At 47.1% G+C, this 20656-nt stretch carries 10 protein-coding genes; 5 read left to right on the forward strand and 5 right to left on the reverse strand.

From position 1 onward, the window contains the following. Positions 1-39 precede the first annotated feature (39 nt). Both QUA03_RS18705 and QUA03_RS18710 read left to right on the forward strand, forming a co-directional pair. Complete coding sequence (locus tag QUA03_RS18705; protein WP_333213848.1) at positions 40-1701, forward strand: glycosyltransferase family 39 protein; 1662 nt, start codon at positions 40-42, stop codon at positions 1699-1701. Positions 1702-1990: 289 nt separating this feature from the next. Then, positions 1991-2602: a Uma2 family endonuclease gene (locus tag QUA03_RS18710; protein ID WP_333213850.1), complete on the forward strand. Its 612-nt coding sequence runs from the start codon at positions 1991-1993 to the stop codon at positions 2600-2602. A 1009-nt stretch (positions 2603-3611) separates the two neighbouring features. Here the strand turns inward: QUA03_RS18710 and QUA03_RS18715 are convergent. Next, positions 3612-8228, reverse strand: a complete 4617-nt coding sequence (locus QUA03_RS18715; RefSeq protein WP_333213852.1) for a response regulator — start codon at positions 8226-8228, stop codon at positions 3612-3614. 857 nt (positions 8229-9085) lie between these two features. After that, positions 9086-12187, reverse strand: a complete 3102-nt coding sequence (locus QUA03_RS18720; protein ID WP_333213853.1) for an MFS transporter — start codon at positions 12185-12187, stop codon at positions 9086-9088. 399 nt (positions 12188-12586) lie between these two features. On the opposite strand from QUA03_RS18720, the gene QUA03_RS18725 reads away from it, so the two are divergent. Further along, positions 12587-13996 (forward strand): 2-polyprenyl-6-methoxyphenol hydroxylase-like oxidoreductase, encoded by a 1410-nt coding sequence (locus QUA03_RS18725; RefSeq protein WP_333213855.1) that lies wholly within the window; start codon positions 12587-12589, stop codon positions 13994-13996. 363 nt (positions 13997-14359) lie between these two features. On the opposite strand, the gene QUA03_RS18730 is transcribed toward QUA03_RS18725, so the two are convergent. Beyond that, positions 14360-15241 (reverse strand): lysophospholipid acyltransferase family protein, encoded by an 882-nt coding sequence (locus QUA03_RS18730; protein ID WP_333213857.1) that lies wholly within the window; start codon positions 15239-15241, stop codon positions 14360-14362. Positions 15242-16452: 1211 nt separating this feature from the next. Here QUA03_RS18730 and QUA03_RS18735 point away from each other — a divergent pair. After that, a complete protein-coding gene (locus QUA03_RS18735) occupies positions 16453-17370 on the forward strand; it encodes an SH3 domain-containing protein (RefSeq protein ID WP_333213859.1) in 918 nt (305 codons plus the stop codon). A gap of 259 nt (positions 17371-17629) precedes the next feature. Here QUA03_RS18735 and QUA03_RS18740 read toward each other — a convergent pair whose 3' ends face one another. Together QUA03_RS18740 and QUA03_RS18745 are read right to left on the reverse strand one after the other, a co-directional pair. Next, positions 17630-18058, reverse strand: coding sequence for a hypothetical protein (locus tag QUA03_RS18740; protein WP_333213861.1), 429 nt, complete (start codon positions 18056-18058; stop codon positions 17630-17632). Next, positions 18055-18717 (reverse strand): glutathione S-transferase family protein, encoded by a 663-nt coding sequence (locus QUA03_RS18745; protein WP_333213863.1) that lies wholly within the window; start codon positions 18715-18717, stop codon positions 18055-18057. The genes QUA03_RS18740 and QUA03_RS18745 overlap by 4 nt, the downstream gene beginning before the upstream one ends. A gap of 371 nt (positions 18718-19088) precedes the next feature. Here QUA03_RS18745 and QUA03_RS18750 point away from each other — a divergent pair, with 371 nt between their 5' ends. Continuing rightward, positions 19089-20468: a serine/threonine-protein kinase gene (locus QUA03_RS18750; RefSeq protein ID WP_333213865.1), complete on the forward strand. Its 1380-nt coding sequence runs from the start codon at positions 19089-19091 to the stop codon at positions 20466-20468. The last annotated feature ends 188 nt before the right edge of the window (positions 20469-20656 follow it).

Here is a 20656-nt window from a genome sequence, read left to right on the forward strand (position 1 = left end):
TTTACCCTCAGTTTGGGACGCTCAAAACTCTCTTAACTTATGTCAGAAATCTTTCCATTCCTGGGACGCAAACCGAAAAATCGCTGGAATGACAGCTTTACAGACAAAGTGTGGATGCTGGCTTTTCTGTTGGCTGCAGTGCTGATTTTCGGGCTGAATCTGGGCGGCGTGGCTTTGCGGGATTGGGATGAAGGCATTGCAGCGCAGGTAAGTCGCGAAATTTGGCGCGGCAACTTAAATTGGCTGTATCCGACGATCGACTCTATGCCCTATTTCAACAAACCACCGCTGGTACACTGGCTAATCGGGCTGTGTTTTGCAGCAGGCGGTGTCAGCGAATTGACGGCGAGGTTGGCACCGGCGATGCTGACAGCGACTTCAGTGCCCTTGCTTTACGCCATTGGCAGGGAGTTGTTTCCGCCGCGTTCGATCGCCATTTTTTCTGCCCTCGTTTATCTGACGCTGTTACCAGTGGTGCGGCATGGACGTTTGGCGATGTTGGATGGGGCGGTTTTGTGTTTTTTGCTGGGGGCGATGTGGTGTTTGCTACGATCGCGCCGCGACTTGCGCTACGCTTTGGGTGCGGGGATTGGGTTCGGGCTCATTTGCCTGACTAAGGGCGTGATGTTGGGGCTGCTGCTGGCTGGGATGGGCTGTATTTTTTTGGTTTGGGATACCCCGCGACTCCTCACTTCTGCGTATCTTTGGGGCGGATTGGCGATCGGAACATTGCCAGTAGCTGCTTGGTATTTTGCCCAATGGCTGCACTACGGCCAATATTTCATCCACGCTAATTTAGTTAACGAATCTTTCCGACGCATTTCGGAACCTGTGAGCAGTCACAAAGGCCCGCCCTGGTATTATATTTTAGAAATTTTAAAATTAGCTTGGCCGTGGCAGTTATTTTGGCTACAAGGGCTGCGTTTGAGTTGGGAAAATCGCAATTTTCCCGGGCCAAAATTAGTATTGGTTTGGACTGGAGTATATCTGCTGGCTATTTCTGTGATGACTACTAAATTGCCGTGGTATGTTTTGCCAATTTATCCAGCTTTTGCTCTTGCTGTTGGCAGTTATCTCGCTGAAGTTTGGGAGCAACTTTGGCTACCACCAGAACCGCTCAAAGAGAAAGCAGAAGAACGTTTTGATGCTATTTCTTTGTTGCCTCATCCCGCGATTTTGGCAGTGCTGGGTGTAGTTGGTGTTGTCGGCTGCATTTACTTCAGTGGCTTAGTGCAAATTGGGAAATACATTGTGCCGATCGAGCGAGATTTGCAGTTAATGCTGATGGTTTTAGGTTTGACAATGACAATGGCGGCCGTGTTGCTGCACCGCCAAGACAGGCAGTTTATATTAGTTTTAATTTGGGGAACTTACCTGACGCTGTTAGTATTGGTGGCTTCAGATAACTGGGTTTGGGAACTGGCGGAGGATTATCCCGTTAAGCCGATCGCCGAAATTGTCCGCACAGGAACTCCGGCCGGTCAACAAGTGTTTACTTCTCACCGCTTGGGCCGTCCCTCGCTGAATTTTTACAGTCAACGCCAAGTTATTGTCGCCGACGCGCCAACGCTCAAAAAGAAATGGCAAACTCTTCCTCAACCTTATTTTCTGTTAGAAAAACCCGTTTTAAAACATTTACGTTTGCAGAATGCTGAGGTTGTCAAAACAGCGGACGATTGGGTTGTGGTAACTAAAAAGTAAGCGTGTTTCCCCAAATTACCGTAGGGGCGGGTTCACCAACCATAATCGCCTCAGACCAAAAATCTCGAAAACCCGCCCCCACCCAACGACAAATCCGAATCTACATTTTTGGGATGCAATCGCATATCAGATAAATCTAGGCGATCGGCTGGGTGCGGACGAGTTTACCAACAATTCATACGAGAAACCAACAATCTCAAAAACCCCCTACACAAACTCAACCTTAAAAAGCTTACCCAAAAATGTTACACTAAACAAAAGCCTCAGTTAAATGCTCTCTAATAGAACTATGCAACTTACTGAACAACGATACTACTCGATCGAGGAATATCTAGCACTAGAAGAAGCTGCTGACTACAAAAGCGAATACATTGACGGTGAAATATTTCCTATGGCCGGTGGCTCTACCAATCACAATCAAATAGCGCTCAATTTCAGTACCGAACTAAATTTTGCGTTCAAAAAACTAGACTATCGAGTTTTCATGAGCGATGTCCGCTTGTGGATACCCAAGAAGCGCATCTATACTTATCCCGATGTGATGGTAGTATGTGGGGAGCCGGAGTATTATAATAACCGCACCGATACGATTACCAATTCCAGGGTAATTATTGAGGTTTTGTCAGCGTCAACTAAAGGATACGATCGCAGCAAAAAATTTGAGGGATACCGCACAATTCCCACTCTTGAAGAATACTTATTGATCGACCAAAATCGGAGATATATCGAACATTTTTCTAAGACGGATGATAAGCGATGGTCGTTTGCTGAGTACAATGAATTGGATGAGACGATCGCGCTTGCTTCAGTATCCTTTGAAATTGCTGTGGCAGATATCTATAATAAAGTGAATTTTGAACAAGTAGATCCAGAAATTGCACCTGAAATTGCAGAAGTTTAATGAGGCTTAAAGCCCGCCAGGGTGCATCTCATTTTTGCAAATACAGCATATTCCATGTATGTGCGGTACACACAATCTTGTAGTAAGTAAGGTGCGTCGCCACCAACAATCTGCAAGTTCTATTTAAAAGGTCGCAGCGACGCACCCTACATATTAAAATCACACAATATAAATTTAGCGGCTACTGTACTTCATCAACCTGGAATATGCTGTATATTCTACAAAATTGAGATGCACCCCCCCGAAAAGCCTGGTTTATTCGGTTTTGATACGTTTAATCTGTCACGCATTTACATTGCATATTGAGGGCGAGCTTTCTGGCCCTACCCCTACTCCCCACAAGACTTACAGCATATTCCATGTATATGCGGTACACACAACAAGGGTCGTAAGCATCGGTGCGTCGCCACCAGTCAATCTGCAAGTTTCATTAAACATGAGCAGATCAGCACCCTACATAACAATGTACCAACAATAGAGCTTTATAGTGTACTTCACGAACCACCGAATATGCTGTAGATTATTTTTTGACATTCAATTTAAATCAATACTCCGGACAGTTTTGGGAACGATACTAAAAGCTTACGCGGGGCAAGGAGTATAAAAAAGTCGAATTAAATGCCGCGTCAGGGGTGGAGCTGACATTGATTTAATTATCCACAGGGGCTGCGAAGTCAAGAGAGCCTAAGCCACTGGGCCCTATAAAAACTGTCCTGACTATTGTTAAATGCACAACAGCTTATGACTGATTATTTAACATGATTATTTCCGGGGCAGTGGTGGGAATTAGGGAACCACTTACACTTAATGATTCCACGGGATATCTCTTCTAATTTCGCAGGGGTGTGACCTGCACCGAATAGATCGAGGTTGAGATTGAGGGCTACTTTCGCGGCGTAAGCAATGTACAAAGTACAAGGTAGTAATATAGAAAATATTACTATATTAGCAACTAGATTGTGATCCATGATATCTGTTTCGCTTCAAATAGTTAGTTATCAATTGTTAATTATTCTGTCATTGTTTCGCTGTATTGCATTTCTATTTTCAACGCCGTTTCGACTCTTTGATACTCCGCCTCAACCTCTTCTAAAAGCGCGCAGGCCGGATCAGGTAAAGGCTGGTTAGCATTTGTTCCCATGCGGCCCATGATTTCGAGTTCCTCGCACAGCTCATACAAGCGAAAAGCACCGAGAGTACCGCTAATCGATTTTAAAGAGTGAGCCGATCGCCGCAAAGCCAGCGGATCGGCGTTGCACAGAGCCATAGAGATGCCTCGCAGTAGTTCGGGAGCTGTTTCGAGGTAAATCTCGATCGCCTCGTCCAAAGCTTCCACTTCTCGCAGTCCCTCTATAATCTTGGCACTGAGGGAATCGTGGCTGTGTGACAAAGCCCGATCGAGATTTGATGCACCAGAATCGACGAGGGCCGGCGAATTGGGAATTGTCAGTTGTGGATTTCCCGCAACAGCCACATTCGATCGCACTTGTAATTCACTCGTTCCTTCGATCTGTTCCGCCGAGGCATCCAAACAAACGATCGGCTGCAGACGATCGAATGCAGAGTTCGATCGAGATTTACACGCGAGCAAAGCTCGCACCAACTGGTCAATTGCGATCGGCTTGCTCAAATAGTCGTCCATCCCCGCCGCCATACACTCTTCGCGATCGCCCTGCATCGCATTTGCTGTCATCGCCACAATCCAAGGTCTTGTCGATTTTCGATTTTCGATTTTCGATTTTCGATTGTTAGATTCCTCAGTCGATTTTCGATTTTCGATTTTCGATTTTCGATTGTTAGATTCCTCATCCGCCAATTTGGGATTTTGGGTTCGGGATTTTCGATTATTAGATGGCTCATCAGTTGCGGAAACTTCTGATTCTCCCGTGGGATTTTTAGTCCAGTCTAGATTATTAGATGGCTCATCAGTTGCGGAAACTTCTGATTCTCCCGTGGGATTTTCTAAAGTTAAATCTGCTGAAAATTGCTCGCGGATGTGGCGGGTAGTTTCCAGTCCGTCCATTTCCGGCATTTGCACATCCATCAGCACCACATCATAAGGCTGGCGGCGCAAAGCTTCGAGCACTTCGATACCGTTTCCCGCCACATCCGCGCGATACCCCATCCGCTGTAAAATTTGCAAAGCCACCTTCTGATTCACCAAATGATCGTCAGCCAACAGAATCCGCAGAGGTAAGTTCTCGGCCAGCACGGGTATGGTTTGTAAGAAAGGCCCGCTAGTGCGCTGCCCTTTAAATTCCGTTGTCTGTTCTCCAAAAATATTGATTAAAACATTGTAAAGCTGAGATTGTTTGATGGGTTTATTTAAAAAAGCAGCAAAATCCATCTCCATAGCCGGGGGGTTAATTTCTTGCCTGCCGATCGAAGTTAGCATCACTAACGGCAACTTTTCGCAATCAGGATATCGGCGAATTTGCGCCGCTAAAGCCAACCCGTCCATTTCCGGCATTTGCATATCCAAAACTGCCAAATCAAACATCTCTTTAGCAGCCAGCCAATCTAAAGCCAAACGAGCCGAAGCTGAAGCCCTAGCCACCATTCCCCAAGACTGAGCTTGGAGAGTCAAAATTCTGCGGTTGGTAGCATTGTCATCGACAATTAAGACTCGCTTGCCAGCTAATTCAGGTTGAGAATTGCTCAAGTTAAGTGGTAAGGAATTCTTGCAGCTAGAAATGATCGTACTAAAATAAAAAGTAGAGCCAACGGATTGCGTATTTTGGCCGAGCGGCTTGTTACTGAGTACAGATTTGCCATAGCCATATTTTTCGGCAATTTCGCAAGATTCTGCCCATCCCAAATCAAAAACTGCCGATGATCTAAAATCTGCAGGAGGATTTCCCGCAACACTACCCATACTCTCCACCCACATCCGGCCGCCCATCATTTCGGCCAAACGCTTGCTAATTGCCAAACCCAATCCGGTACCGCCGTACTGCCGGCTCGTTGAAGAATCAACCTGACTGAAAGATTTAAATAGCCGATCCATGCGATCGCCCGGAATGCCGATACCGGTATCTTTGACCGCAAAATGTATTTCGTATGCTGGGTTAATTGCTACCGGTTCGCCAGCAATTAATGACAGTTCTTTAGCGTTAGCCGTCGGCACTGAAATCTTTTTTGCTGTCACCGAAACCACCACTTCTCCTGCGTCGGTAAATTTAACAGCATTACTGAGCAAGTTGATTAAAATTTGCCTCAAGCGGGTGCTATCGCCGATCGCCGTTGTTGGTACTGTACGATCGATCAAGTAACCTACTTCCAGTTTTTTTTGTGCCGCCTTGGTAGCTACCAAGTCTAGAGATTCCTCAATGCAAGTGCGGATGTCAAACGGATGTTCCTCCAAGTCCAATTTGCCCGACTCAATTTTCGAGAAATCTAGAATATCGTTGATCAGCGTCAGCAAGGCATCGCCGCTGCTGCGGATAGTTTCTACAAAATCGCGCTGTTCGCGAGTTAAGGGGGTATCCAGCAGCAAACCGGTCATGCCGATGACTCCATTCATCGGAGTGCGAATTTCGTGGCTCATGGTGGCTAAAAATTCGCTTTTGGCTCTAGTAGCCGCCAGTGCTTGATCGCGAGCTTTTGCCAAATCTACGTCTGTTTGCTGGCGTTCGAGTTCGCTTCCCACCCACTGAGCCATCAGTTTCACCAACTCTCTGTCTACAGCTCGGAACGGTTCTGTCACAGGAGTCGGAGAAAAGAAGCACAGAGTGCCGTAAACTTCACCTCCCACCGTGACGGGAATGCCCATGTAAGCTTCGATGGAGAAAGCTCGATCGTCGCTGTTGAAGGAAAAACCCGAAAATCGCACCGACTCAAAGTAAATCGGTTCTTTTGCCATTGACGTAGCGACGCAAAAAGTTTTTTCCAGATCATAGATTTGGTCTTTGACGATCGACCCGTCGGGACACTCAACAGCCATTATTTGATAGTTGTCGGCTTCAATGCAGGACAAAATTCCCACCGACAGACCTAAATGCCGACATCCCATTGCCAGCAGTTCTTGGAGGCGCAAATCAAATGTAGAGAGGTGGTTGAGCGGGTCTGTACGGGGAGCCGAAGTCACTTGGTACAAAGCTTTGATTGCAGCTTCGCTTTCTCGCAGTTCTTGTTCAGTTTGCTTCCGCACGCTGATGTCGCGGGAAATGCCGATAATTTCTTGGACTTCGCCTGTTTGGGGATCACTAATCGTGCGGCCGGTGGTTTCAAACCAAATGTATTTGCCGTCTTTGCGGCGGATGCGGTAGCTGACGGTGTAAGTAACTGGGAGCGCCAGGACTTTCCAGTGAGCTTTGGCAATGGTTTCTAAATCGTCGGGGTGAAAATAATCCTTGGGGACGCGGCCGATGAGTTCCGAAGGTTCGTATCCCAGTAAAGCCCGGCTGGCGGGCGAGACGTAGACAAACACGCCTGTGGGGTCGTGTCTGGTGATCATGTCGGTTGAGTTTTCGGCCATCAACCGATAGCGGTCTTCGCTTTCATTACGTTCGACTTGAGAATTGCCCAATGCTTCTAGCATTCGGTTGATGCCGTCGGCCAAGCTTGCGAGCTCATCTTCTCCGGCCATCTGAACTCTTAAGCTTGGGTCGCCGTTGGCTGCGATGTTGCTGACGCTGGTGCTCAAGGAAGCCAATCTCGCCAAGACTAATTTTTCTAGCAACAGCAGGGTGATGGCGCTAAATATTAAACCTACTGCCAGTATTGATAAGGTAAACAACTCCAAGGTAGCCTGACCTTGGCCGTAGATGATGCGATCTGTCTCTACTCGCAGCAGCAGCGCTAGGTTCCCGTGGATGTCACGAATCAGGGCGTATCCTGCGACTAAGCTGTCGCTGAGTGGCTCGACTAAAATTTCTACTGATTTGAGGTTGGAAATTTTGAGTTTGACATTTTCCAACTCCTGCCTCGATCGAGCCAGCGCCTTGGCGCTGTGCCCGGAGTAGTTCGCTGCTCCCACTTTAAAATCTAAACTCGGCAATCTAAAATCCACTGACAGGTGAGTCAGTTCTGAAAGCAAACCGATTTCGCTGCTGTCGAGGTAGCGTCCCAAGATCAGCGTTCCCCGCGACGGGCCTTGGGCGTTGCTGTTGAAGATGGGCTTGGCGGCAATCAGCAGTCTGGCTTCTGGCAAGGTGAGGACGCCTGTTTTGGCCGCGGGGCGATCGCCCTCGACTGTCGATGAGTCTAGTAGCGCCTCGGTCAAGTGCTGTTTTAAGCTTTCGGGAATCGGGATTTCTGTTTGGGATTTCAGGTCGAAACCTTTGCTGAAGATCGTCTTACCGTTGGAGTCCAGCAGTACCAATAAGTTTAGTCTCAAGTAAATAAATGTCGAATCGACAAAATTTGACTTGACAAAATTTTCGTTCCGTGTTTCTACGAAAGAGTAAGTATCGTCCCACTCGGCGTAATCTTGGGCGCTGGTGTCTAAATTCGACAAGTCATCATCTAATGCGTCCAAAGCCCGTGCGACATCCTGGCGGACGTACTGTGCCTCCAGGTTGTGAAAATCATGCAGCAAAATAGTTGATGCAGTGGCATAGAGAACCACAATCAGGCTGATTAGCGCTGCACCGATGATTAATAGTGTTTTTTTTCGGAGTTGCATGGCGTCGCCCTCCTCACGGTGCTAATAGGCAACTAGCCAGGAGAGATTTGAGACGTAGGTTGTTTAGCATTGGCGATCGCAGGGCCTGCGTGTTTGGACTTTTCTGGGCTGACGAAAGCAAAGCCCTTGGTATTTCCAAGGTATCCGGTATGTTGCCCCCCACAGTCAGTGTAGTATTTTCACAGCTTTAGTTCCATATTATTTACAACCTATGACCTACAAGTTATAACCTGACGATCTGCATCTTCAACATAAACCGCCGATAGAACTCAAAACAATTCGCGTTTGATACTGACGCAGCCAGGGAGGTGGGCAGTTGGGAGAACAGGCGTGCTGGGTGGAGAACCCTCTCTATTATTGTACCTAAAAAATATTGAGGAGAGAGGGAACTGGTCCGCGAAGTTTGCTTTGCCAAAAGGTTTTCACTCCAATAACTGTTTTGATTTTTGTCATTCTTCAGTAATCCTTGCAACAGTTGTAGAATCTGCCTCAAAGCAAATCCAGCCTGCAAGCCTGAACCCCGTTCAAAAATTGTGATAGCAGAGGCAATGAATATCCGGCGACTTTTTATTTATTATATCTGCAAATAAAATAGACAACAATCAATAAAATCGGCTTTTCACTTTTCTATTTTAAATTAATCAAAACTGTTAACTAAAATGTATAGATTCACCGTTGGCACTAGCCTCAAAAAACGGGTAGAAACTGGTTTACCCTAACATTATTCACCCGTACTAACAAATTAATAAAAACCAGTTCCCACTCCCCGATCACATCCTTTACTAACATTAGTGCCTGATGTCAGTAGAAACTCACATCAGGCACTATATGCAATCCGATCGCAACTTGAGTTTTTTTTATCGGATGACGGCTAAAGCACCGGCGCCGGCTGCTGCTGCCGCCGAAGTAAGAGCGGTGAAAAACAGCCACCAAGAGGCAACTTCTGCTGCTTTCCGGGTTTCTTCGGCTTGTTTTTCAGCTTGCACTTTGATGCTTTCGAGGCGAAGCTGTGCCTCTTGCTGCAAGCGTTCTGCTCTTTGCAAGACGGTGTTGCGGCTTCTTTCAATTTGGTCGATTAAGCGGTTGGCATCTGCTTCGGAAATGTCTTCGCGAGAGCTCATTAATGCTACTAAAGTATCGCGGTTGAAATGACCCAGCCGATCGCGCAAAGCATCAAATCCGGCTTGCGGATCGTCAAATAACTTCCGCACGTCCCGCGTAATGCCTTCGTAGTTGAGTTCAGGGCGATCGAGCGAATTGAGGTAATCCCGAATTTTTCCGAGAATTCCGTCAATTACCGACTGAATACCCTCCTGTATTTTCTGAATTTGCATTGCGAACTCATCGCGCACCGACAAAATCCCATCGACAATGCGATTGGCTTCTGCTTCAGAAATATCCGGCCGCTGAGACAACAGAGAAACCACTGTAGCTCGATCGATGTGCGACAAGCGCTCGCCCAAACTGTAAGCGCCGACTTTCGGGTCATGCAGCAGCAGTTGCAAGTCGCGCTTGATGGCATCGGGATTTAATTCATCCTTGCCCGTATTACGCAAATAATCTTCTAAAACACTCTGAAAATCGTGTACTTGGCTTTGCATCCGCTTTGCCAAACGGCGCGGCGCTTTCACAATCGACCCAAGAGTTTCCTGCACTTGGTCGATAATTTGATTGACTTGTTCCTCGCTCAAATCTTGTCTCTGAGAAAGCAGTTTTACCAAAGTATCGCGATCGACTTGAGACAGACGGCCACGCAGCGCTAAAGCTCCTTCTTTGGGATTTTGCAGCAGTTTTGTCAAATCCCGCTGAATCCCTTCAGGATTGAGTTCTGATTTGCCCGTATTGCGGAGGTAATCTGCAAGGGCGGTTGTTGTATAGTCGTACTGATCCTTAGCTTTTTCGGCCAACTTTTGCGGCGCATGCACCGCGCTGTGCCAATTTTCTTCGGCGCTGTCGAGAAGGTGATTTACTTGGTCTTCGCTGAGGTCTTTCCGCTGAGATAGCAATTTTACCAAAGTTTCGCGATCGAACTTAGAAGCTCTAGCTCTCAGCGCCCACATTCCCGCCTCCGGGTTGTCCAGCAGCGTTTTCAAATCGCGCTTGATGCCTTCGGGATTAAGTTCTTCTTTGCCCGTAGACTTCAAGTATTCTTGTACTCTTTGCCACTGGTTCTCTAGTCTGGCTTGCGCTGCTTCTTGCAGACCTTTAGCATCTGCTAAAACTACATCTCGCGTCCTTTCCAACTCTTGAACAATCTGTTCTACTTCCTGGAATCCGAAGTTTTCGCGGCCTCGGAGAATTTGCACAAAACTGTCGCGGGTGTAAGGAGAAAGCCGATCGCGCAACTGTTCGTAACTAGCGTCGGAATCCTCTAAGATTTTTTTGAAATCGCTCCCGATACCTGCTGCTGTCAGTTCTTCTTTCGGCGTCAGCTTCAAATAAGTTTCCAACCGCCACTGCAAATCGCGAGATTTTTCTTGCTCCTCGGCAAAGATCACGGTTTGTAAAACGCGCTGTCTAATTGATTCTAATTCCTGGGAAATTTCTTTAATTTTCTCTTGGGTAAAAACGCCTCTACTGGCCAGGATTTCGGCAAAATTAGACTGTTTTAGTTTTTCTAATTCGCGGCGCACAGTTCCAGGATCGGCTGTAGGATCGTAGAGAACGTCCCGAAATTCGCGCTCGATAGCTTGGGGGTTCATCTGCCACGAATAAGTGTTGAGTAGGTAGTTTTCTACGTCCGCACGAATTGGGCTGTAAGTTACGGGTTCGCCTTTGACTTGAGCGGTAATTTTATCAGTTTGCTGGGTAACTTTCTCTTTAGCTTCTTTGAGCTGACCGACTACTTTTTCCACATCCAAGTCAGAAATATCCGTTCGACCCAATACTATTCCCATTAAAGCATTGACTGCCATTGTCGTTGCTTGGGACATCATGGTCGGGCTTTGTCCAGAATTTTGACCGCCCAGATTGCTGAGGGCTTTTTCTACCCGACTTGCCAATTTATCTGAGACCAAATCTCCCGATTTGGCAGATTTGAGATAGTCTACTAATTGGGCGATGCCGTCTGATTGCTGCCCTTGTTTTCCTACTTGTTTCCAAGCATCTTGAAGTTGGTCTACAATCCGGTTTACGTCGCGTTTTGATAAGTCCGATCGCGAACTTACTAAATCTACGAGAGTTTGCCGATCGAGATTTGGCAAATTTTCGGCTGCAATGGTTTTTAGTTGCGGATCGTTAAGCAATTTTTCAAACTCGCTACGCATCCCTTTGATGTCTAATTCTGGCGGTTTGAGGCTTTGGATGTAGTCTTCGACGTTTTCGCGCAAGCTTGTGGGGTCGATCGCGCTACCCAGTTCGTGACCCACTGCTGCTGCTGCTGCTTTGGCTGTGGCGACTACTTGGTTGCTGGCTGCTTTGGCGCCGATGGCCGAGGCTGCAGTGCCGACAATGGCTTGAAAGCCTGATGTTGCGGTGTTGACGAGGGAACCGATCAACTGACCAACGGTGGTGGAGCTCACCCAAACAAGCATTGAGAAATAGGTTGCCCAGACGACTAAACCGACGATCGCACCTAAACCGGGACTGCTAATCAAGCTAAGCTTAACTGCTAGCAAGCAAGCGAAGAATAGGGCGATGGTGACGGTAATCAGCGTCCAAGTGCCTACTTTTCGGCCGATGTGGCGGACTGGGGGGCTGCCGCTATCCGAGTGGTGGTCGTCGTCGTGGGATTGTCCCATGTACGAAAGACCTGCAGCTACTGATAAATTTGTTAGCAAGAGTTGGAAAGCGCAGGCGAGCACGACTCCAGCTATCAAGGCGATAAAAAATTGTGGCCCGGAATAGAGGAGTGCTGCGTCTTCTACTCTGTTTGTTGTTGTAGTCTGGTCTACTGGCACTTGGGCCAGCCAGAACCCGATGTTATACAGTTGTGGATTTATTGGCAAATTTTGATACATAGTATATTCCTCGTTAAGGAGTGGGTGCGCGCGCTCATTGGCGCCAGTTAACTAATGTATAGTTTTAGACTCATGCCCCCAATGGCAATCATCGCCTTATTGTCGAGCTAAAGCATCCCCCTACAGTCGGAAGTGTAGAAATATGTCTGCGGCGGGCTGTCACTTTAGGAATATTTGTGCTATGTAAATTGGCAGTTGTGAAGTTGTTAGTTCTCAGTTATGAGTAAGGTGCGCTGCGGCGCCTCCGAGATAGATGGTAGTAATGGTAAGTCGGGTTAAAACTCTCGCACAGGAAAATCTTTGGTCGATCGATATTAAGAGTTGGTACCGAAGTCCAGAAAAAATGTTCACAATTCATCAACCAATGCCATAACAAATTAGCTTTCAAGGAATTCGATAGTGCAGCAAGAAAGTCATGCAATTATTATTGGAGGCAGTTTAGCAGGACTGTTGGCCTCTAGAGTATTAGCAAAACACTTCGACCGAGTAAGTATTGTTGAACGAGATTTTTTTCCAGAAAAACCCGCACCTCGCCCCGGTATTCCTCAATCCCGTCATCTTCACATCCTTTTAAATCGGGGGAGAATCATTCTCGAAGAGTTTTTTCCCGGCTTGGAAAACGAACTGGTAGCTGCTGGTGCTCCTAGTTTAGATCCGAGGTCGATCGGGTGGTTTAGTCCGGCAGGTTGGGCCCCGCACTTTAGCCCGGATCTAAATGATTTAATTTTGTTCAGTCGGGATTTACTTGATTGGCAAATTCGCCGCCGCTTGGCTGAAAATACGAAGGTGCATTTTCTCGAAGGAGGCACAGTAACGGGGTTGCTGGCGAATACCTCGCGCGCGGGGATTGCTGGCGTATCGGTGCGTTTTCGCGATCGCCACAACGCTGGTAACATCCATACAGAGAATTTGTATGCAGATTTAGTAGTCGATGCTGGCGGCAAAGTTTCCAAAACACCTCAATGGTTGAAAAGTTTGGGATATGAACCTCCGCAAGAAACTGTTATCAATGCTTTTGTCGGCTATGCCAGCCGCATCTATAAATGCAGCGGTAAATTGTCAGAAACAGCGCCAGTATTTGTGTCACTAGCCCCGCCAGTTCGCACTCGTGGCGGTGCAATTTTTCCGATCGAAGGCAATCGCTGGCTGGTGACTCTCGACGGGGGCGATCGCGATTATCCCCCCACAGACGAAGCAGGTTTTGTAAAATTTGCCCGCAGTCTGCCAACCCCGACAATTTATGATGCGATTAAAGATGCAGAAGCAATAACACCTATTTATAGCTATCGAGGTACAGAAAATCGTTGGCGCCACTACGAGCGCCTCCGTCGTTCTCCTGAAAACTTAATAATTATTGGTCATGCAGTTTGCGCTTTTAACCCGATATACGGACACGGAATGACGGTTGCTGCACTGGATGCTCAGATGCTAGATGAATGTTTGCAAAAGCAAAGAGAGCGGTATCCAGAAGGCGATTTAACAGGCCTTGCGCGAGAATTTCAACAAAAACTAGCAAAATTACACACTCTTCCTTGGATGTTTGCGATCAGTCAGGACTCTCGCTATCCGGGAAGTACAGGTGCAAAACTAAACCTTGCTACGCGACTGACAATTGATTACATGGATTTGGTGTTAAAAGTGCTGGTCGGAGATGTTAAGGTTTGTCAAGCATTTGTGGAAGTTGTGCACATGATTGAGTCGCCGGCTGTACTTTTTTCTCCCAGTATTGCGCTTAAGGCGATCGGGCAATTAGTCACCGTTCGACAGAACGCAGAATTAAGATCAAGAGTTTATACAGAATCAGGTTAGTTTTGCCAAGTCTATTTTTTCACCGCCGAGTAAGGAAGATAAACGCAGATGAAATCCTCTTCACCTGCGTTGATTTAACCTGATATGATGTCCGCTACAACCTGCATGATAAAAAGTATCACTTTGGCGACTGCGGTTTTCGGGTATTTCACGTAATTAAGATGGGTAAAATCCGATTTAGTACCGCAATTGTCCGTTTTTGAAATAAATCTAATGATTTATTTCAAAAACTGTTTGCAGTCACGACTTACCCACAAGAGTCAAGAAACCAGTTTTTTTACCCATATCCCTCGCGACTCACGCTATTTTGTAGTAAAAAAAATCGGTTTCTGCTGCAGAGAATAATCTAGAGTTGTGCAATTGTTACTTGCCAGCCAAACAATCTAATTGTTCTTGCATTTGGGCAGTAACTCGCTCGAAACAAGCATCAACATAATCGCGATCGCGCGCCGCCTCCGAACCATACCTCTCAAATACAATCGGTTCGCACACGCGAGTCCGAATTTGCACGGGTAAAGGCAGGTTTGGCAAAGGCCCAATACTCAACCCCCAAGGCAATCCCAAATACACGGGCAATACCACCGGATCGATGCCAAATAGCCACGGCATTCCCAATTCATGCAATTGCTTTGCTTGTTCGTACAAATCTGCCAAAACTATCAAAGTATCGTGAGCACCGTGCGATATAATTGGTACAATTGGTACTTCTTCTCGCAATGCTAATTTGATAAATCCCTTGCGTCCGGCAAAGTAGATTTGATCGCGCAAGTGGTGGGGGCGGAAAACATCTTGAGCGCCGCCCGGATAGACGAGAACTGGGGCATTTTTCCGCAAGGCTGCGATCGCCATTTTCGGATGCGCCTTGAGGGCTCCACACTGAACCGCCATGCTAGCAACATCAGGAGAAACTTGCCAAACCGTTGGGTGCATCAATCCGTAGGCCAAGCGTTCCGTTCCGTACCTGCGGAACCATTCGTATAGGAACATAAACATATCTGGAGCGGCAAGTCCCCCGTTGTGAGAACCAACCACAAGCATTTTTCCGCTGGCGGGTACGTGGTGCCAGCCGTCGCTTTGTACGCGGAAGTAGTAGCGGTACAGCCATTCCCAGAATGGCAATAAAAGCTGAATGAAGTCGGGATTGCGATCGTCTAAAGATAGACCATCAAAGGGATATTTAGAGGATTTGCCGTCTTTTTTGTTAGTAGTTATTGTCACTGCAAAAATATTTAACGCTTTGGTCATTATATAGTAGAAGGAAGAAAACTTTAACTCTCGAAGAGAGAAGGCTTTAGTTATTTCGGAAAGAAGGAAGAAGGGAGGAGATTAGTTGGGCTTTTCCTCTCCTTGTGCCTGCGCTAATCCCGATTGCCCTCCCAAAACAAGATTTTTCCTATCATTAATATGCTCCCATTCCGCAGGAATCACCGCATTAGTTTTAGCAATTGAAAACCTCCTAAACATCGAGTGCGGTTGCTATAGCAATATAATTAAATCAGAATTGGCGCAAATATTTGGTTTCTGATGTGAGCGGGCTGCTTTTGTTCGGAGGTTTTGTGCTGGTTGTCTCCACAGGAACAAAATCGGTTGCAAACAGCTACAGCAACTGTCGCTGATGGCGGGGCGACTTTAGCCAGAAAAACACAACTGTGCCTCAAGCCGATAAGTTTCCGTTTTGGAAGATTTTATCAAATTGACGCCAGCCCTCGGGTCAATGCTAGCGATTGGTGCTGTTTACCACAATTTTAAGTAAGGTACGATCGACAATGGAGTTATGTCAGCGAGATCGAAGAACTGTATCCGGCTTCCGACACCCCACTGCGACGATGGGGTCGATCGCGCCAATCGCCTGTCAATCGATTTTAGATTTTAGATTTTAGATTTTAGATTTTAGAGGCGACCCCACGGATAAATGCGGGGGCTTGAGGATGTTCGATTTTCGATTTGGGATTGATTCCACGGATAAATCCGGGGGCTTGCACCATCAAGAAATTCTTGGTCAATCTGAATCTTGGAGCATCTCCAGCACAATCTCGCTCTCGAAGCTGCCAAGAATTCACCTGAAATGTAGCCCCATATTACTCAACTGCAACAACAGGCAGCTAAATGGTTTAACGAACACCTGACAAGATATTGGCGGACAACACATGACTTTGATTCCTAGTAAACTGTCCCGCATTTAAGCAGTTAACTGTTGGCTTTCCCCCTCTGCCATTCCCCGACTCGGACACTCTGGCCTTCTCCCCCTATCCCGCTCTGCCATAATGAGCCATTTATAGGCGTAGCAGCTTTATGTCTCTTCGCTCAACTCACCAAACATTAAATAATATCAATAAAACTTGACTTGCGGTCATAAAAAAGTTATATAAAGCTTTTTTGTGGAAGACAAATCGATTTTTTTGCTATATTGACCTGCAATTAAGATAATTATTGTGGTTAAGTGAGGATTTGAACGGATGAAAAACTTGAATTGCTGGAATAAACCCGCTGCATTGCTGGGCGCGATCGCGATCGTAGCCGGAAGTTTGCAGGCGAATGCCATCGCTGTTGCCGCCCCATCAACATCCACTGTCAGTCAAGATGCTGAAAATATTTCCTTTGAAGATAGCGCCACGTTTCAAATAGCCCAGGCTGGCAACCTTTGCCGCAAAGTCACTCCCAAAGAAGGTTTGACGGTTCGTCAGAACCCAGACCCCAAATCCCCTAGAGTTGGCGGAGTAGCACTTAACACACAGGTAACACTGTCCCAAGGTGCTACTTCTGTTAAAGCCTCCGACGGTCGCCTCTGGATTCAAATTACCGCTCCCGTCACAGGGTATGTGGCTAGTGGCTATCCCAACGACGAAAGTAATTTAGGTTCGTGCACAATTAGTCAAACTCCTTCCCCAAGTCCCGCACCAGCGCCTGCACCGGCACCTGCACCGGCACCTGCACCTGCACCAGCACCTGCACCAGCGCCTGCACCAGCGCCTGCACCAGCGCCTGCACCAGCGCCTGCACCTGCACCAGCGCCTGCACCAGCGCCTGCACCAGCGCCTGCACCAGCGCCTGCACCAGCGCCTGCACCAGCACCAGCCCCAGCACCAGCCCCAGCACCAGCACCAGCCCCAGCACCAGCACCAGCACCAGCAGTGGGCCCTGTAAGTCTGTGTCGCCAAGTAGAACCTCGCGTAGCGCCGAAGGGTCTAGTTATCCGCGCGGAGCCTTCAAAGACTTCTGCTGTTAAAGGCAGCGTAGCGGCTAACGGTCAAGTAACGCTTGTTCCCAATTTCCAATTAGTGAAAGATAAGAATGGAGAAGAGCGCAATTGGCTTGAGATTTCAGGCCCTGTGCCGGGATTCATCTCGGCTGGAAATTTGATCATGTGCAAGTAAACTTCTGAGTTCGATCGCTCTTTTAGTCTAAAAGAGCGATCGACACCGAAAATAGTTTTAAGATTGTCGCGCAGCAAGGGAACAACGCGGAGCCCAGACTGCTTCCTGAACTTACGCAGGAATAACTTATTTCTGCAGGCAGCCAGCGGTAGCGAATCTTTCTGGGCCTCTGTTTTTCGTCGGTAGCGTCAAGCCCTAGCTTCGTTCCTCGCAACCCACGCAGGGCGAATGAATGTAATCAAAAAGCCGATCGACCTTTCTACCTACAGAGGCCGCTTGCCCAATCTTGGTGTCCGCGATTTGGTTGACACTTGAATTGTCGGCCAATCCAGACAATTTCCCACTTATTTTGCCTGCGTCTGAGTTCGATTCTGTGTCGCATTGCAGCTACAGAATCGTCAGCTAAACCTACGACGGTTTGGACAATTACTGCTGTTTCTCGCGTGGGATATTCAACCGAAATTTGGTCGCTTTTTCTGCCTTCAGATTCTCTCTCGCTGCAAAAGAGTTGTACTGCGATATCTTTGGGGTTGGAGACGGTAATTTTGCGAGCAGCAACGAACTGTTTAGCGTTAATTGCTTCGTAGTTCGATCGGGCTGCGGGCTGCCCCATTGCTGCGATGGGAATTTGGATGCAGGCAAAAACAGCTAGGAAAAAAAGCGATCGCTTGAGTGTTGATTGGTTCATGAGGCTTCAGATTGTGCGAGAAACTTTTGTCTCCGAGATGCGAAAGCCGCCAAATCTGCCTCGGTGAATTGAGTTTGCTGCCATGAGGGGCGGGCAAGCAGTCGATCGCACCAAGCTTGAATTTTTGGATAACCGTCTATGGACACACCAACCCAAGATAGCAAGGGCACGACGGTACCGGCAACGCACTCGGCAAACGTGACACTGTTGCTAGCGAAAAAAGGGCGATCGTCCAACAAACCTTCAAAAAATGCCAGCACAGTATTGACTTTTTCCTTCGCCTTTTTTATTGCTTGAGGTTCAGGATTTCCCCAACCCATTTTTTCGCTGATGAGGGGGGAAAGGGCCGGCCCAAGTTCGTTAATCGTGACAAATTCTACCATTTTCACAACTGCCAAATCTTGCGGTTCTTTCGGGAGCATTACCGGTTCGGGATACTTCGTTTCTAGATAGTCAAGAATTGCCAGAGACTCGAAGACGGTGAAGCCATCATCGACCAAAACAGGGATGCGGTGAAAAGGATTCATTGCCACAAATTCAGACTGCAAGTGATCGCCGTCCAAGTGGATTTCTATTAATTCAAAATCGAGGTTTTTTTCTAAAAGGGCGACCCACACGCGGCGGGAGTTGGTGGAAATGGGAGTGTGATAAAGTTTCATAAATGGTGTACCTGGTTATTGAGACAATGATGTGTTAAGGATTGAGTGGTCTCGCGCTGCTGAAAATATTTAGATTTTAGTCAATTTTACACGCAAATAGGGCGATCGAACTTTGTAGGGACACGGCACTGTTAAAGGCCTCAAGAAACCGGGTTTTTGCGACAATACCTAACTCAAACCCAAAAACTCCGAAAAAACCCGGTTTCTCCACCCATGCGAAGACTCCAAGAAACCGGGTTTTTGCGACAATACCTAACTCAAACCCAACAACTCCTAAAAAACCCGGTTTCTCAACTTCACCCAAAGCCTCAACAAAAATTCCCCGTCTCAGCTATAATTAAAACCATCCTCTCCATCCCCACAAACCCGCCATGAGGCACTGGCCCCCCGGACAACAACTCCAAAACGGCAAATACATCATCGAAGCCATCCTCGGCGGCGGCGGATTCGGCGTCACCTACCGCGCCCAAAACCCCAAAGAAGGCAAAGTAGTCGCCATCAAAACCTTAAATGCTAACGTTCAAGGTAAGCCAAACTTTCAGGAATTACAAACCAAATTTCTCAACGAAGCATTATCTTTAGCCAAGTGCAGCCATCCCCACGTCGTCCAAGTTTACGAAGTATTTCCTGAAATGGTAGGAAATCTTCAATTGTGGTGCATGGTGATGGAATTAATCGACGGCACTAATTTAGCAGAATATCTCGAAGATAACGGTATTTTGTCGGAAGCGAAAGCTTTACCAATTATTCAACAAGTCGGAGGCGCCCTGAGTTTTTTTCACCAGCAAGGATTGACTCACCGCGATGTTAAACCATTAAATATTATGTTAAGACGGCGGGGTTTAGAAGCTGTTTTGATTGATTTTGGGTTGGCGCGGGAGTTAACAGTACCGGGAAAGTTGAAAAGTAGCAGTATTTTTGGTACCGAGTGTTTTGCGCCCATCGAACAGTATGAAAGACGGGCAGAAAGGGGCCCTTATACTGATGTTTATTCCTTGGCTGTGACTCTTTACTCAATGCTGACGGGTGAGTTACCTTGTCCGTCAAAATATAGAAAACCAATTGACCCTTTAATTGCGCCAAAACAAATCAATTCTAAGATTAGCGACAGGGTGAATGTGGCGATTATTAAGGGGATGGAGTTGGAACCGAACAATCGCCCGCAGTCGGTGCAGGAATGGTTGGATTTGCTGGTGCCAAAACAGGTGGTATTGCCATCACCAAAAAATAGCCCTCTGCCAGCACAAACATCTTTTGAAACGCCTCCAAAACCAGCGCATCATGAGACTACGCCGGTGATTTCAGCCGTGGGGATGGATTATATAAACTTGCGTAATTTATTGGCGGCCAAAAAGTGGAAAGAAGCCGATGAGGAAACGGCGAGAGTGATGTTGAAGGTGGCGGGTAGGGAGAAAGAAGGATGGCTGGATAGAAAAAGTATTGAAAAATTACCCTGGGAGGACTTGCGTACCATTGACAAACTTTGGGTACAATACAGCGATGGGCGCTTCGGCTTTAGTGTGCAGAATCGTATTTATCAAAGTTTGGGGGGAACTAGGGAATATGATAATGAATTTTGGCAGAAGTTTGGCGACAAGGTAGGTTGGAGAAAAAAGAACGAATGGCTGCACTACAATGACCTCACTTTTGCAGATAGAGCACCAGAAGGACACCTCCCAAGGCGTGGAAGGTCTGGGTCGGACGGTGAGGGTGGTCTAGTAGTCTCTCTTCTCTCGCGTGGAGACTTGTAGACTGTAACATCTAAGCGTTTCAGATTATTATTAACTAGATAAATTAAAGCCACTCGAATAAAATGATAGAAAAAGGTGCAACAAGTGGCAGATCTTTCAATTCCTCAAAAGCCATTGGTGACAAGTTAAGGAAAAAGGGAAATTGTCAAGGGTAGTATTTGCATGGGTCTGGGATCGTGGGAAACTTA

Source organism: Microcoleus sp. S36b_A4 (assembly GCF_036700645.1).
GTDB lineage: Bacteria > Cyanobacteriota > Cyanobacteriia > Cyanobacteriales > Microcoleaceae > Microcoleus.